Origin of the sequence: Bacillus cereus group sp. RP32 (assembly GCF_040459735.1) — a bacterium.
Lineage (GTDB): Bacteria > Bacillota > Bacilli > Bacillales > Bacillaceae_G > Bacillus_A > Bacillus_A wiedmannii.
This window is the reverse complement of sequence record NZ_JARVHO010000001.1, coordinates 3,411,460-3,426,903: the sequence shown is the minus strand read 5'-3', so window position 1 is coordinate 3,426,903 and position 15,444 is coordinate 3,411,460. Positions and strand designations below refer to the sequence as shown.

Sequence of the window (15,444 nt, the reverse complement as noted above, 5' to 3'; positions counted from 1 at the left end):
ATTGTTTTGTCTAAGTAATAAATGGGAGGAATGATAAAATGGCTAATTTTGAAGATTTTTTAGCTTTGGATTTACGAATTGGAACTGTAACATATGCAGAGGAATTTAAAGAAGCAAGAGTTCCAGCGATTAAACTAGAAATTGATTTTGGAGAGCTTGGAATTAAGCAGTCAAGTGCTCAAATTACGAAGAGATATACCCCAGAAGATTTAATCGGTCAGCAAATCGTTGCTGTTGTAAATTTTTCGCCAAAACGTGTAGCTGGATTTAAATCAGAAGTGCTTGTTTTAGGGGGAGTACCTGAAGCCGGTGATGTCGTATTACTTCAGCCCAATATGGAATTACCAAATGGAACGAAAATTAGTTAGTGTAAAGGCGGGGGAACATGGATATTGGACGAGAATATTTACAATGTGCCATTTCGAATTTTGAAGCAACAAAGAAACAAGGGGAACGGGTGCTTTCTCAATTATCATATGAACAGATTGAATGGTCTTCTCATGAAGCAACAAATAGTATAGCGGTTATTATAAAGCATCTGCAAGGTAATATGCGTTCTAGATGGACGGATTTTTTAACATCTGATGGTGAAAAAATAGATCGTAACCGAGACGCTGAATTTGAAGATGGTTATCATTCTAAGGAAGAGGTTCTCGCAGCATGGAATGAAGGATGGGAATATGTTTTGAAAACGATGCATGTGCTAACGCCAGAAGTTTTATTACAGACGGTATATATTCGCGGTGAAGCACATACTGTCATGCAAGCAATTGAAAGACAAATTTCTCATTATGCTTTGCATATTGGACAGATTATTTACATTGGGAAGATGTTAAAAGAAAATGAGTGGGAATGTCTAAGTATTCCTAGAGGACAGTCTGCACGTTATGTAGAGAAAAAACGTTCAACATAATAATAGGAAAGAAACCGATATAAAATGGGAAATAAGAAAATCACCCAAATAATAGATGGTTCTGTAATCATAAGCATGCTGCCAAAAATAAGTCCGTATATAATAAGAAAGAAATTAAAAAGCGTATTTACAGGGATAAATCGTGAGATGAACACTTGCTGTCGTTTAAAGCAATCACTGTGAAATAAATAAAAGCGGAAGTACGATGTGGCAATAATAAGATCTTTCTTTCGCACAATTCTTTTTTTGCATGTATGACAGATGAATGGTGGTTGCATTTTATTACGCTCCATTTTTTATTTTCGTAATAACGTAAGACAAGATTAAGTGCAAGGTGTATATCCCTATATATGCTCCTGATATAAGAAAAAATGGATTTAGTAAAATTCCATGAATGCTTGTCATGAAAACTAAATCTTGTATTAAAACATCATATATATTAATAGAAATAATTGTACCGAGTACATAAAGTGCTAAGTACGCTGAAATATGTAAAGCAACACGGATTGTAGGATGCTTAGCAAGCCAATAAAAAATAAATGATAGTACAATGGGTAATGTTCCTATTAGTAGCTTCAATTCATTTCACCTCATTAACAATATAGCCGGAATTTAGACGGTCTATTCTCTAGAGCTTGTACATAACTTGAAATAGAGAGGGTGATAGTATGAATCGAGGCTTTTTTTATGTGAAGTTCACAAGTGTACGTAAGTTAGTTTTATTTATTATTACTACAGTACTAGCGACTTTTTTTCTTATTAGTATGATGGTAACCTCTATGAAAGAGACAAAGTCAACGTATTTATATAATTGGTTAAATGAGTTATCGATGAATGGTTACATGTACGTTCTTGGGAAAGAGAATCATTATTTTACACAGGAGTATCGAAATTTAAATCAAGATTTTTCAATTTCTTCGTTTCTCTTTTCTATGGCTACGAATATTCGTTTTAATGATGTACGCAGTTTTGTCGGAAAAGAGCTACCTGGTTTTGGAAAGTACGATACAGAAATTGTTATTGCGGGTGAAGGGACAAATTATTCTAACTTACCGATAGAGTCGAGCGTTCCGCTTGAAGAAGTGGTAAAAGAACGGACTAGTGAAGGTGGACAGGCTCAAAAGCCGAATACGAACAAAGAGAAAAAGCAACCGGCTCAAACAACAGGAAAAAGACAAGTTGCGCTTATTTATCATTCGCATAGTTGGGAATCTTATTTGCCGTTACTAAATTTAGCAAACGATCCAAATCCGAATAAAGCAACAAGTTCCGTCACTAATATTTCAATAGTGGGCGATCGATTTCGTGAACAATTAGAAAGTGAAGGGATAGGAGCTACTAACGACAAGACTGATGTCGGCCAAAAGTTGATTAGTAAAGGGTTAAATAGTAATAGTTCTTACAAAGTGTCACGGGAAATTGTACAAGAAGCAATGACAGGCAATAAAGAACTGCAGTACTTCTTTGACTTGCATCGTGATAGTGCTCGGAAAAATGTCACGACAAAAGCAATTGGAGATAAATCATATGCAAAGCTTGCTTTCGTAATAGGGAAAGGCAATAAAAATTATGAAAAGAACTTACAATTAGCAACAGCTCTTCATGAGGAAATTAATAAGAAATATCCAGGAGTGAGTCGTGGTGTCATTCAAAAAGGATTCCAAACAGGAAATGGTGTCTACAATCAAGACTTATCAGGACAAGCGATATTAATTGAAGTTGGTGGCGTAGATAATACGGAGGAAGAACTAAATCGATCAATTGATGTACTTGCTAAAGCGTTTGGTGAATATTTCTGGCAGGCGGAAAAGGTGAATGGATAAAATGAAACATAAATTAGTGGGAGAGTCTGAAAAAACGTGAGTGTAAAGCTTGCGTTTTTTCTTTGTAATGATGAGGTGTCACAGAATAGACATAATTTGCCGTTGTTATGGTAATATCGAAATTTGTCAAATTATACTGGGAGATTTACAAAGGGATTTTCGAAAAATTAGAGAAAATCTTTTTACAAGGAAAACTTTTTATTATAAAACTGGTAGGGTGATAAAAGTGATTAGGGAGATCAAAATAGAAGATGCAGCACCATTTTTGCAATTAAGTAAGCAACTAGATGAAGAAACGAAATTTATGCTATATGAACCAGGAGAAAGAAAATTTACAGCCGAGCAACAAGAACAAATGATTCATCGCTTTATAGAAAATGAATATGCAACAATATTCGTAGCAGTTGAAGAAGAAAGTATAGTAGGGTTTATTTTAGTGAATGGAAATAATATTCAAAGAAAGAGACATGTAGCAGGTATTGTAATTGGTATTTTGCAAGAGTATAGCGGGCGAGGTATTGGGACGAGATTGTTTAAAGAGGCTGAGAAGTGGGCAAGATTACATGATGTATGGCGTTTAGAATTAACGGTAATGGCCCACAATACAAGAGCTCAGGCACTATATAAAAAAGTTGGATTTGAGAAAGAAGGTGTCAAAAGAGCAGCTCTTATTATCGGTGGAGAGAACATCGATGAGTATGAAATGGCCAAATTATTAAAATAAGAGGTCGTTATATGAAAAAAAGATGGATACTACTTGGTATCGTAGCGATGATACTCATTATTGGAGTAGCAGGAATCAATTATAAAATGTATAAGGATAAGCAGGCGCGCGAGGTAAATGTGAATAACATATTTCCGAAAGCGAAAGAAACGATTGCCAATATGGATGGTGATATTGCGGTAATTAGTAATCCGAATTCGATGCTTGTGCTTGTGAATAAAAGTAGACGTTTACCAGATGGATACAGACCGCCAGATTTAGTTATTCCGAAAGTGCGCTACTCAAGTGAAGGTGATCAAGAAAAGAAAAAAATGAGGAAAGAAGCAGCAGGGGCGCTAGAGGAAATGTTTCAGCAAGCTGATAAGGAGCATATTTTCTTATTTGCAGTATCGGGATTTAGATCTTTCGATCGACAAAAAGCATTAAATACGATGTATAAAAAGCAAGATGGAGAAGTAAAAACAGCGATGTCGAGTGCGGTTCCTGGTACGAGTGAACATCAAACAGGGCTTGCTATGGATATTACATCTCAAGCTGCTAAGTTTCAGTTAGAGACAGTTTTTGGTGAAACGAAAGAAGGGCAGTGGCTTTCTGAAAATGCCCATAAATTCGGGTTTGTAATTCGATATACAAAAGAGAAAGAATCGCTTACGGGCTATCGATATGAACCATGGCACGTAAGGTATGTGGGGAACCCACAAGCTACATATTTATATGAAAATCAACTGACGATTGAAGAAGTAACGCAGTGAACAATTGAGGGGAGAGAAGGATTATGACGGTGTTATATAAGAAAAAAGTACACGCATATGTGACAAGAGAAAAAGAAGGAGTTATGCAACTGCTTGTTTTTAAACATCGTGATATACCTGAAGCTGGTATACAAGTACCAGGGGGAACAGTTGACGAAGGGGAAACGTTAGAAGCAGCAATTTTACGTGAAGTACAGGAAGAGTCTGGATTACGTCATTTATGCATAGAAAGATTCCTAGCCGATTACATCATACTTGTGAAAGAGAAAAAGGAATATCAAAAGCGGCATTTTTTCCACGTAACTTTGCTAACAGATGTAAAAGATGATTGGGAACATATTGTAAGTGCTGGTGAGGAAGATCAAGGATTAGTATTTTGCTACGAATGGATGGATATTGCAAAATGCCCTGCATTAGCTGGGAAACAAGGTGAGTTCTTACATTTGTTAGATGAGGTATATGTAAAGTAATAAAAGAGTCTGAAGCGGAAATTTAATCGTTTCAGACTTTTTTTATTTTTCAGGAAATAAAAGGTTTTTACATTGGTAAGTTGAATTCTTTGAAAGGGATTGTAGTTATATATGCGAGGAGCGGAGAAAATGAAAAAGTAATAGATACACGTTATCAATGAAAGCTTTTAAAGAAGGAGATTCAGTTCAATGCTCGATTACAAAAAGAATTAACAATTCATGATATACAAGTAGCGATGGAAGCTGGGCAATTAACTGCAAAAGAATTAGTTATGTATTATCTTCATAGAATCGCGAAATATGATCAAGAAGGACCAAAAATCAATTCTATTTTAGAAATCAATCCAGACGCTATTTTTATTGCAGAAGCGTTAGATTATGAAAGAAAGACAAAAGGTGGACGGGGACCATTACATGGTATACCTGTTTTACTTAAGGACAATATTGAAACGAATGACTCTATGCATACAAGTGCAGGTACGATTGCCCTGGAACAAAATATAAGTAGTGAAGATGCATTTCTCGTTACGAAACTTCGAGAAGCAGGAGCAGTGATAATAGGAAAAACAAATATGACAGAATTAGCAAATGCAATGTCTTTTGACATGTGGGCTGGATATAGTGCAAGAGGTGGACAAACAATCAATCCATATGGGACGGGCGAGGATGATATGTTTGTTGGTGGCTCTAGTACGGGGTCTGCGATTGCAGTTGCTGCTAACTTTACAGTAGTATCTGTTGGAACGGAAACGGATGCTTCTATTTTAAGCCCGGCTGTTCAAAGTTCTGTAGTCGGTATTAAACCGACTGTTGGTCTAATTAGTCGTAGAGGCATTATTCCGTTCACGTATTCGCAAGATACAGCTGGTCCATTTGCTAGAACGGTTACAGACGCTGCTATTTTGCTAGGGAGTTTAACTGGGGTAGACGAGAAGGATGTAGCTACTCATAAAAGTGAAGGTATAGCAGAACATGATTATACAAAATATCTTGATGTTAATGGCTTACATGAAGCGAAGATTGGTGTATTTAGCAATGCACCAAAAGATTATTATGAAACTGGTGAGTATGATGAAAAGTTGTTTAAGGAGACGATTGAAGTATTGTGTAGTGAGGGAGCAACAGTAGTAGAAAATATTGATATTCCGTCTTTTCATAGAGAATGGAGCTGGGGAGTATCGCTCTATGAATTAAAGCATAGTTTAGATAACTATCTTTCTAAATTACCTTCTACTATGCCAGTACATTCTATTTCAGAGTTAATGGCGTTTAATGAAAACATAGCTGAAAGAGCTTTAAAATATGGACAAAATAAGTTAGAAAGAAGAAAAGATTTTCCTAATACGTTAAGAAATCCAGAATATTTAAATGCAAGATTAGCAGATATATATTTTTCACAAGAACAAGGTATTGATTTTGCACTGAAAAAATATAATCTCGATGCGATTCTATTCCCTTCCTATATCGGCTCGACTATATGTGCGAAAGCAGGTTATCCATCTATAGCGATACCTGCGGGATATATGGATAACGGGAGACCATTTGGAATCACGTTTGCAAGCACTGCTTTTTATGAGGGGACCTTGATTAAACTAGCATACGCTTTTGAACAAGCGACAAAGCATCGGAAAATCCCTAACTTATCATGAACAAAATAAATAGGACAGGAATCCCTGTCCTATTTATTTTGTTCATTAAAGTGAAATATCTTTTTTCTCTGTTTTATCATATTTTAATAAGTTAAATGATAAACAAGCAGAGCACAATATAAGGATAGAAGCGAGAATATAAATAGTACGAACACCGAACAGGTCGGTAATAATGCCAACGCTAAGCATAGAAAGACCAGAAGCTGTTGAAAGAAGTGCGCCGTGTGCTGTATACATTTTGGATAATAAAGAAGGAGCGACGCTGGATTGTAAAACCGTCGTTTGAGAAATATCTCTAATTTGATAACATGGCCCCATTAGAACGCATAGAAAAAGCGCAATAAACCCGCTACTTGTCATACCATATAAAAATGTAAGAATACTAAACATAAGAGAGCCTATCGCCATGGAGCGTATTAAATTGTTTTGAATGTATGTACTCATTTTCCACGCTAATATCCCGCCAATTAACGTCCCCACATAATAACTTGTGTTAATATATCCCCACCATTCTTCTCCTTTATGAAGGACAGTTGTTACATAAGCCATTGTAATAGCGCCGATCCATATCGTCCCTGCGAAAGTCTCAATTAAGTCCATACATGTAACGGTACGGAGAGAGGGGTTCTGAAATAAGAGTTTCCAACCTTCCAGTAAAGCAGCGCCTTTTGAAGAAGAAGGTTCAATTACTCGTTCAGTATGTATGGAACGTAATGAAACGTGTAGTGCAACACACCCAAAAATCATCAAAATGTTATTCATCATGAGTGTAGAAGTAGCACCGATAAGAAGAACTATAACACTTGTAAATGAATAAGCAGCGGCTTGCGCAATTTGTGTGGAAAAGGAAAAAATACTATTTACTTTTACTAATTGTTCTTTTCGTGTAAGGCGAGGAAGGATACCGTATAATAACGGTGCGCTCCAGCCGCTACATAAAGAAATGAAAAAAATGAAAATGAATAGTGTTACAACGTTTGAGGAAAGGGCTGGGAATAATATCATTAATAAAAATAATAGAACAGTTTTTGTCCATTGTAGTGTGAAAAGTAAGGAATAAGATGAAAAACGATTCATGATAAGTGGTGCAGATGTATTTGCTATAAGATTAGTTATGACTTGTACTAATGGAAAAAGCGCGGTTAATGTAGCTGATTTCGTTGTGATATACATATGAGTTGTAATAATCATGATGTATACGATGTCAGCGAGAGTAATGCATATTTTAGAGCCTAAATAGTAAATTAGTGAACGATTTTGCAATAAGTACACAACCTTCCTGAGGAAAAACATTCCAATAGTTAGAATAATTATAATTTGAAAGTTGGAATTGTGAAAGAATTTAATTTTTTGTCATTTTTTGAAAGGAAATGTCATGTATAATGAAGAATATATTAATATAGTATTTTATTGATACTTTTTATAACAGTGAATATGTACAATAGCTTGTAGTAAATGCCCCGGTATAAGAAAGGGCGGATAAACCATTCTTTTCTTCATATACATATAGAAAATGAGAAAGAAAGCGAGGGTTGCATATGGCTGCTTGGGTAATTTGGTTTATAATAGCTGGTATTTTATTTATTGCGGAACTGTTGTCGATTACGTTTTATATGCTTTGGCTTGGAATTGGAGCTGTTGTCGGAGGTCTAATTGCTTTGTTTGCCCCTGAAGCACTACTGCTACAAGTTGTTGCTGGTGCGATTGTAAGTTTAACATTGACTTTCTTTACGAAAAGAATTTCAAAAAACTTTCGAGAAGCAAAAGGTTTTACTGATACAGTAGATTTGCTTGTCGGTAAAAAAGGAATTGTTATGCAAGCGATTACAAATGAAGCAAATGGTATTGTGAAGGTGGATGGAGATACTTGGACAGCTATTGCAGATGATCCAATTGATGTTGGAGAAAAAGTTATTGTTATAAAGAGGCATAGTACTATATTACAAGTAAAAAAGGAGAGTGAATAAATATGGCAGTAGCATTAACATTAACGATTATTTTCGCACTAATCGTTGTTACATTTATCGCATTAACAATTAAAATTATTCCACAGCAAAAAGTTGGAGTCGTTGAAAGATTTGGTAAGTTTCAGCGTATTATGGAGCCGGGATTAAATTTATTAATACCAATTGTAGACCGTGTTCGTGTATATCATGACTTACGTATTCAACAAACGAATGTACCACCACAGAAGGTAATTACGAAAGATAATGTACAAGTAGAAATTGATACAATCATTTTCTATCAAATTGTGGAACCAGAACTTGCGACATATGGTATTTCGAACTATGAATATGGTGTTCGTAATATTACTTCTGCAACGATGCGTCAAATCATTGGTAAAATGGAACTGGATGAAACGTTATCTGGTCGTGAAAAAATTTCAACAGAAATTCGCTTAGCGCTTGATGAAGCAACAGAAAAATGGGGCGTTCGCATTGAGCGTGTTGAAGTTGTTGATATTAATCCGCCAAAAGATGTGCAAGCATCGATGGAAAAACAAATGAAAGCAGAACGTAATAAACGTGCGATCATTTTAGAAGCTGAAGCTGCAAAACAAGATAAAGTCCTTCGTGCTGAAGGTGAAAAGCAAAGTAAAATCTTAATGGCTGAAGGGGATAAAGAAGCACGTATTCGAGAAGCTGAAGGTATAAAGGAAGCAAAAGAACTAGAAGCACAAGGGGAAGCAAGAGCGATTGAGGAAATTGCAAAAGCAGAACAAAATCGAATTGAATTACTTCGTGCAGCAGATTTAGATGAACGCGTACTTGCTTATAAATCATTTGAATCATTGATTGAGGTTGCGAAAGGACCAGCAAATAAAGTCTTTATTCCGTCTAATGCAATTGAAACACTTGGTACTCTCGGAGCAATTGGAGAAATCTTTAAAGAAAAACAAGCGAAGAAATTGCCTTCTTCAGATACACCAAAAGAACAATAAGAGTGAAAAAGAGAAATGGGATGCCATTTCTCTTTTTATTTTTGAGTAGGATAAAAAATATTAGTCCTTTGCCATTATGGATAGGGCTTTTTTGTTTGTCACTTTTCAAAGAATTATAAGTTTAGAGTGTTTGGAATTGTTAAGTGGAATAACACGTTTACTAGACGGTTAAAAAACTGTCAAAGTAATATATTTTTGTTAAAGAAAATTTAAAATATGATATAATGGAATTTTGTGGATATTAAACAAGGGAGTGGGAAACAATTGCAAATATTATTAATACGTCACGGTGAATCCGAAGCTGATATCTTAAACGTACATGAAGGACGAGCTGACTTTGAATTAACAGAAAAGGGAAGACAGCAAGTGCAAAGGCTTGTACAGAAAGTGAAAGCTGATTTTCCACCAGATTTCATTTGGGCAAGTACATTAAAGCGTGCTCGTGAAACTGGTGAAACGTTAGCTGAAGGAATTGGATGCCCAATTCAACTAGAAGAGGAATTAATGGAGTTTAATAACGGAGTGCAAGCAGGCTTATCTTTTGAAGAAGCAAAGAAATATCCAGAGCCAAAGTTTCTTCATGACCGTTTTGAAAATGGGGAATCATTTATTGAATTTAGAATGAGAATAGAAGGAATCTTTTCTAAAATCGTGACAGAGAATACTTATGAACGGATAGCAATCGTTGCACACGGTGGTGTAATAAATAGTCTATTACGTGCGTTTTTCAAAATGCCCATTTCAATGGACTATTATTTTAAAATGGGAGATACGGGAATAAGCTTAATTGAAATTGATGGCGAACAAAAAACGGTGCATTTCATTAATGATACGAATCATTTGGACGGGATGTAAAGACCCGTGTACAAAGTAGTGTTTTTTGATGTTGACGGTACGCTTTTAAGTGAGATTGATAGAAGTATGCACGAAAGTACAAAAGAAGCGATACAAAGATTAATAGATAAAGGAATTCACGTAGTTGTTACAACAGGGAGACCATATAGCTTATGTTCGCAATTTAAGGAACTAGGCATAAATACGTTTATTTCTGCAAATGGTGCACATATTAAGTGTGAGGAATCAGTTATACATAAATCAGTACTTTCCAGTGAAATCGTTCATGATATCTCAGAGTTTGCAGAATTACATGGTCACGGCGTTTCTTATTTTACTGAGGGTTTTACAATGAACGGAATAGCCTCAGATAATGAGCGTGTAATGCAAGCGCTTAGCGAGACGTTAAATTTAGGGGAGTACCCTGAAAAAAGCAAGGATTTGTCTGAAGAAATCTATTGTTTATGTCTGTATGCGGATGAAATAGAATCTCAAAAATTTATTGAAAAATATCCAATGCTTACATTCGACGGATTTCATGGTTATGTCATAAATGTATTGGAAGATAATAAAGTATCGAAGCTCACCGCAATTCAAAAAGTATTGGATCACTTAAACATTTGTAAATCAGAAGCAATTGCTTTTGGTGATGGTGGAAACGATATTGAGATGTTGCAATATGTAGGATTAGGAATTGCGATGGGGAATGGCGGAGAAGTACTAAAAACAAAAGCTGATTTCGTTACAAAGAAGGCGAGTGAAGGTGGTATTTTATTTGCTTTAGAGAAGCTTCATGTCGTCTAACATACCTTTATTGGAATAAAGGTATGTTAGGATCTTTAATGTGCTCGCACAATAAAATATGAATTTGCCCACGATGATGATAAAAGTGTGCAACAATTTCAAGCAACCATTCAAAGCGTGAATAAGAAATACCCCAATAAGTAGTCTTAATTTCTGCTAATTGTTCATTGGAATAGAATAAAAAAGTTTTAGAAAGTAAATCGTAGCCCTGTATCATCGTTTGTTGCATTTGCGTAATTGTTTCGGGTGTTTGTTCTTTATAGAAAGTGTGTAGTTGTTTTTCCGTAACACCATTTAAAATGAGTAGATCTGCATGGCAAATAAGAGAAAGATGTGCACACATTTCAAATAGAGATCGCTTTGCGTGAATGGGCTGTATTTTTAAATCGGCTTCATTATATTGGTTAAGCATTTGAATAGAAGTATCAACAGCAACTTGTAGTTGATGCAATGCAGATTGTACAAACATTGTAATTCTCCTCTTCTCCGTATATAATAGTTTCTTAAGAGTATTATATCATACTCAAAATTCCGAAAATTCTAGTAGTTTGACTAGCATATTGAAAAGTATTATATTGTAAAAGGTCATATGAAACGTGAAATAGAATGGAATGCAATTATTGAGTTAGGAGTTAGACCAATGAGTTTGAAATATGGAAGAGATACAATTATTGAAGTTGACTTAAATGCAGTAAAACATAATGTAAAAGAATTTAAAAAGCGTGTGAATGATGAAAATATTGCAATGATGGCTGCTGTAAAAGCAAATGGTTATGGCCACGGGGCGGTTGAAGTTGCGAAAGCTGCTATTGAAGTAGGAATAAATCAGCTTGCAGTTGCATTTGTAGATGAAGCGATAGAGTTAAGAGAAGCAGGAATTAACGTGCCGATTTTAATTTTAGGTTATACATCAGTAGCAGCGGCGGAAGAGGCAATTCAATATGACGTTATGATGACTGTTTATAGAAGTGAAGATTTACAAGGTATAAATGAAATCGCAAACCGTCTTCAAAAGAAAGCGCAAATTCAAGTGAAAATTGATACAGGAATGAGTCGTATCGGTTTACAAGAAGAAGAGGTTAAACCATTTTTAGAAGAATTAAACCGTATGGAGTATGTAGAGGTAGTAGGAATGTTTACACATTACTCTACGGCAGATGAAATTGATAAATCATATACGAATATGCAAACAAGTTTATTTGAGAAAGCTGTCAATGCAGCAAAAGAATTAGGAATTCATATTCCATATATTCATAGTTCAAATAGTGCAGGTTCAATGGAGCTTAGCAATACATTTCAAAATATGGTCCGGGTAGGTATTGGAATATATGGAATGTATCCTTCAAAAGAGGTAGATCATGTAGTCGTTTCTTTACAGCCTGCGTTGTCGTTAAAATCAAAAGTAGCTCATATTAAACATGCGAAGAAGAATCGCGGTGTAAGTTATGGGAATACGTATGTAACGACTGGTGAAGAATGGATTGCAACTGTACCAATTGGTTATGCTGATGGCTATAATCGTCAGTTATCTAATAAAGGGCATGCATTAATAAATGGAGTTCGAGTACCTGTTATTGGTCGTGTTTGTATGGATCAGCTCATGTTAGACGTTTCAAAAGCAATGCCAGTACAAGTTGGGGACGAAGTAGTATTCTATGGTAAACAAGGCGAAGAAGAAATTGCGGTAGAAGAAGTAGCGGATATGTTAGGTACAATTAACTATGAAGTTACATGTATGTTAGACAGAAGAATCCCGCGAGTTTATAAAGAAAATAATGAAACGACTGCTGTCGTAAATATACTAAGAAAAAACTGAATCGATATGATTCAGTTTTTTTATTTTTGACAAATGAAAAATGCTCTATTTGTACCGTGTAGTTGAATATTCTTAAAACCAACGGATTTCAACAAAGATATTATTTCTTCATTGGAATAACAAGCTTCTTCAAAAGTAAAGTCACTTCTTTTCCAATTATTATCTATATCATGTTGAAATAGTATAAAGTTCATTTCTGCTTTTTTATTTTCGTTATCATATGTAGAATCAATCGTACATACATATTCTTCCGCTGAAATATGAAATGAAGCAATCCAATTTTCAAGAAAACCTTTCTCCATATTCATATCAAATACGAATGTACCTTCGCTATGTAATACGGAGTAAACATTATGAAAAACATTTTTTAATTCATCTAATTTTAAAATATGGTTTAAGCTATCGCCAGTAGAGATAACATAGTGAAATTGCTCATTTATATTGAAATAACGAGCATCATCGATGATAAAGGTTGCGTCTGGCGCGTTTTGACGTGCGTATTCAATCATTTGAGCAGAACCATCTATACCAGTTACTAAAAAAGTATTATCAATTAATTTCTTAGTAAGGTGACCAGTCCCGCAGCAAAGATCTAAAATATGAGAATGTGGTGGTGCATATTGTAAAACGAGTTTTTCCAAAAGTAGATAGGAGTGTTCAGCATAATGCCCCCAATGTTTATTATAAATGGATGCGAAAATATCATAATCAGAATAAATTAGTTTTTTACACATATGTATTCACCTCAAGATTCATTAGATTATAATAGTCATGCTTCTTTTTCATTTCAAAACCACATTGTGTATATAGTTTTAAAGCGTCGTTATTTTTCGTTTCGACGTCTAATTCAATTGTTGAAATTCCTTTTGTAATAAGGGTATGTACCATATAACTAAGAATATCTTTACCATATCCTTTACCTTGATAAGAAGGATGGACGGCGAATCCTGATAGTGTAGTAGATTGCTCTTGCTTAGAAACTGTGATCGTTCCTACTATTTTTTCATCGATAAGAGCACAGTAAACTTGATGGGAAGGTGAATTTATCATCTTTTGTAACCATGTAGCGGTATTTTCTGCTGAATCTCCAAAAGCTTTACTGGAAATTTCAATAAGATCAAGAAGTGATTCTGAAGAGGCAAGAGGGAACTGTATAGTATTCTTTGGTGTTTTTTGAACTCCATACTATATTCACTATATAAATAAGGTAACTTCATATGTTTTGCAAATTCTTTCCCGGAAATAGAATCTCCATTCATAATAAGAAGAGCTTCATCTGCCTCTCTTATTCGTATTTCTTTTATTGCAGCTTGTAAAAGAGTAGTGCCTATATGTTGTTTCCTATAGTTCGGATGAACAAACCCTATTAACTCCAGTTTTGTCGGTCTTTCAAAGTCATACATACTTAATGCACCGATTAATTGAGTATCGTCATAAAGTAGAAAATCATTTATCTCTTTATTAGTACGAGCAGTTAAAAAGTTTATATGTAAATCTGACGAATAATCAATTTGATCGTATTCCCCGCAAATATGAGCTAAATCTTTCATTTGCTGAATTGCATTTGCTGTTAAAGATTTCTTTTGTTCAATATTCATTTCATAATCCCTCTCATTCGTATTTAAAAATAGACTGGATGACTTAGCCACTTTTCTAACTCCACGCTGCCCTGAACAGATAATAATCGGTACAAATATCGATAGAGATGTCTACATTCTTCAAGACGGGGAATGGGCATAATGGTTTCGTAACCTTGTTTAAAAGCATGAGCTTCTTTTTCTGTAAGCACATATTCTAAGCCGATAAAATCAAACTCCCGGGGAGCAACTGCATAGGCTTCTGTATCTACTAAACCTGTAATAGTTGAACCATCTGATAAAAACTGAGTAGGGTCCATATCAATTAAAACGAGCGTTGAGTCCTTTGGTGCTGGCAAGGAAGAAAGTTGTGATTCAAAAGTAGGAAATGCATTTTGTATGCTTTCATTATCGGAATAAAACATATTCACAAGCGCTTTACTCACATTTAAAATGTGTGATTGGAATTCATCTAGTGTAATTTGGAAGGAATCTGACACATTTCCTATGTAATCGGCTTTAAATGTATGTATTTCTGCAAGCCCTTTTCCTAGACTGAATAAAATAGAATCTGGTTGCCCGATAAAAGATTGAACTGTGTTACCTACTAACTTTTCGGCTACAACGAATTCACGACCATTTAAAATATGTTTTTCTAATATTGCTGGGATAAGAAGATTAGTATGTTCTTGCAGCAATGTATGTACAGCTTCTAAATGATGTACGTTCCTTGGATCAATTCCAAATAGGTTTTTACATCCCCACCAAAAATCATTATTTGGTTCTTCATTCATTTTAGAAGAACGAACGATGACTTCTGCATCTTCCGTTCGGACGAGAAACACATCGCTTGCATGGTCTTCATAACCTGGGTGTAAAGCTTGAATAGATAAAATAGTTGAAGTGAATAGTTGTTGTAGCATGAAGTTACTTCTTTTTCTGTAAATTCTATAAATTCATTATATAACAGAATATGTTCCAAGTGGATAATGATGAGGACAACATAGAACTTAAATAAATTTATAGTAAGAAATCAGTGTGAAAATTATATTTTTCTACTTTTGTATGAATTATCAAAATAATATTTCTGATGATAAATCTGTAAAAACACCCGAATGTAAATCTCTTATTTTCAGTAAAT

At 34.9% G+C, this 15,444-nt stretch carries 18 protein-coding genes and 1 pseudogene; 12 read left to right on the top strand and 7 right to left on the bottom strand.

Annotated features, from left to right (window positions below; genetic code table 11):
- The first annotated feature begins 38 nt into the window (after positions 1–38).
- Positions 39–368: a chaperone CsaA gene (csaA, locus tag QCI46_RS17625; RefSeq protein ID WP_353841012.1), complete on the top strand. Its 330-nt coding sequence runs from the start codon at positions 39–41 to the stop codon at positions 366–368.
- 17 nt (positions 369–385) lie between these two features.
- The gene (locus tag QCI46_RS17620; RefSeq protein ID WP_223698540.1) at positions 386–913 is read left to right on the top strand and encodes a DUF1572 domain-containing protein; all 528 of its coding nucleotides are present in this window, start codon (positions 386–388) and stop codon (positions 911–913) included.
- On the opposite strand, the gene QCI46_RS17615 is transcribed toward QCI46_RS17620, so the two are convergent.
- Complete coding sequence (locus tag QCI46_RS17615; RefSeq protein ID WP_048543104.1) at positions 886–1,191, bottom strand: hypothetical protein; 306 nt, start codon at positions 1,189–1,191, stop codon at positions 886–888. The two genes, QCI46_RS17620 and QCI46_RS17615, sit on opposite strands and share 28 nt — an antisense overlap.
- Before the next feature lie 4 nt (positions 1,192–1,195).
- The gene (locus tag QCI46_RS17610; RefSeq protein ID WP_048543102.1) at positions 1,196–1,492 is read right to left on the bottom strand and encodes a hypothetical protein; all 297 of its coding nucleotides are present in this window, start codon (positions 1,490–1,492) and stop codon (positions 1,196–1,198) included.
- A gap of 89 nt (positions 1,493–1,581) precedes the next feature.
- Between QCI46_RS17610 and spoIIP the strand changes: the two genes are divergently transcribed.
- The 5 genes from spoIIP (at position 1,582) to QCI46_RS17585 (ending at position 6,331) form a co-directional block, all read left to right on the top strand.
- Positions 1,582–2,736, top strand: a complete 1,155-nt coding sequence (spoIIP, locus tag QCI46_RS17605; RefSeq protein WP_353841011.1) for a stage II sporulation protein SpoIIP — start codon at positions 1,582–1,584, stop codon at positions 2,734–2,736.
- A 226-nt stretch (positions 2,737–2,962) separates the two neighbouring features.
- Positions 2,963–3,460 (top strand): GNAT family N-acetyltransferase, encoded by a 498-nt coding sequence (locus tag QCI46_RS17600; protein ID WP_137050779.1) that lies wholly within the window; start codon positions 2,963–2,965, stop codon positions 3,458–3,460.
- Between the two features lie 11 nt (positions 3,461–3,471).
- Entirely contained in the window at positions 3,472–4,212 is a 741-nt protein-coding gene (locus QCI46_RS17595; protein WP_353841010.1) for a M15 family metallopeptidase, read from the top strand.
- A 23-nt stretch (positions 4,213–4,235) separates the two neighbouring features.
- The gene (locus QCI46_RS17590; protein WP_048543093.1) at positions 4,236–4,682 is read left to right on the top strand and encodes an NUDIX hydrolase; all 447 of its coding nucleotides are present in this window, start codon (positions 4,236–4,238) and stop codon (positions 4,680–4,682) included.
- Between the two features lie 236 nt (positions 4,683–4,918).
- Positions 4,919–6,331 carry an amidase family protein gene (locus QCI46_RS17585; RefSeq protein ID WP_353841009.1) on the top strand — a complete coding sequence of 471 codons (1,413 nt, stop codon included), beginning with the start codon at positions 4,919–4,921 and terminating at the stop codon, positions 6,329–6,331.
- 45 nt (positions 6,332–6,376) lie between these two features.
- On the opposite strand, the gene QCI46_RS17580 is transcribed toward QCI46_RS17585, so the two are convergent.
- Entirely contained in the window at positions 6,377–7,594 is a 1,218-nt protein-coding gene (locus QCI46_RS17580; RefSeq protein WP_353841008.1) for an MFS transporter, read from the bottom strand.
- Between the two features lie 275 nt (positions 7,595–7,869).
- Between QCI46_RS17580 and QCI46_RS17575 the strand changes: the two genes are divergently transcribed.
- From QCI46_RS17575 to QCI46_RS17560, 4 genes are all read left to right on the top strand, one after another.
- Positions 7,870–8,298, top strand: a complete 429-nt coding sequence (locus tag QCI46_RS17575) for an NfeD family protein (protein WP_048543089.1) — start codon at positions 7,870–7,872, stop codon at positions 8,296–8,298.
- Between the two features lie 2 nt (positions 8,299–8,300).
- Entirely contained in the window at positions 8,301–9,272 is a 972-nt protein-coding gene (locus QCI46_RS17570) for an SPFH domain-containing protein (RefSeq protein ID WP_000257391.1), read from the top strand.
- A 264-nt stretch (positions 9,273–9,536) separates the two neighbouring features.
- The gene (locus QCI46_RS17565; protein WP_033656322.1) at positions 9,537–10,127 is read left to right on the top strand and encodes a histidine phosphatase family protein; all 591 of its coding nucleotides are present in this window, start codon (positions 9,537–9,539) and stop codon (positions 10,125–10,127) included.
- 6 nt (positions 10,128–10,133) lie between these two features.
- Positions 10,134–10,910, top strand: coding sequence for a Cof-type HAD-IIB family hydrolase (locus tag QCI46_RS17560; protein ID WP_353841007.1), 777 nt, complete (start codon positions 10,134–10,136; stop codon positions 10,908–10,910).
- 7 nt (positions 10,911–10,917) lie between these two features.
- Here the strand turns inward: QCI46_RS17560 and QCI46_RS17555 are convergent, their stop codons facing one another.
- A complete protein-coding gene (locus QCI46_RS17555; RefSeq protein WP_353841006.1) occupies positions 10,918–11,379 on the bottom strand; it encodes a DinB family protein in 462 nt (153 codons plus the stop codon).
- A gap of 171 nt (positions 11,380–11,550) precedes the next feature.
- Here QCI46_RS17555 and alr point away from each other — a divergent pair, with 171 nt between their 5' ends.
- Positions 11,551–12,726 carry an alanine racemase gene (alr, locus tag QCI46_RS17550; protein ID WP_098095488.1) on the top strand — a complete coding sequence of 392 codons (1,176 nt, stop codon included), beginning with the start codon at positions 11,551–11,553 and terminating at the stop codon, positions 12,724–12,726.
- Between the two features lie 20 nt (positions 12,727–12,746).
- On the opposite strand, the gene QCI46_RS17545 is transcribed toward alr, so the two are convergent.
- The 3 genes and pseudogenes from QCI46_RS17545 to QCI46_RS17535 all read right to left on the bottom strand — a co-directional run bounded on the left by QCI46_RS17545 (position 12,747) and on the right by QCI46_RS17535 (position 15,226).
- A complete protein-coding gene (locus tag QCI46_RS17545; protein ID WP_353841005.1) occupies positions 12,747–13,460 on the bottom strand; it encodes a class I SAM-dependent methyltransferase in 714 nt (237 codons plus the stop codon).
- Positions 13,453–14,324: pseudogene (locus QCI46_RS17540) on the bottom strand (GNAT family N-acetyltransferase). Before QCI46_RS17540 ends, QCI46_RS17545 begins: the two are co-directional and overlap by 8 nt.
- A gap of 23 nt (positions 14,325–14,347) precedes the next feature.
- The gene (locus QCI46_RS17535) at positions 14,348–15,226 is read right to left on the bottom strand and encodes a nitrate reductase (RefSeq protein ID WP_353841004.1); all 879 of its coding nucleotides are present in this window, start codon (positions 15,224–15,226) and stop codon (positions 14,348–14,350) included.
- Positions 15,227–15,444: the final 218 nt, after the last annotated feature.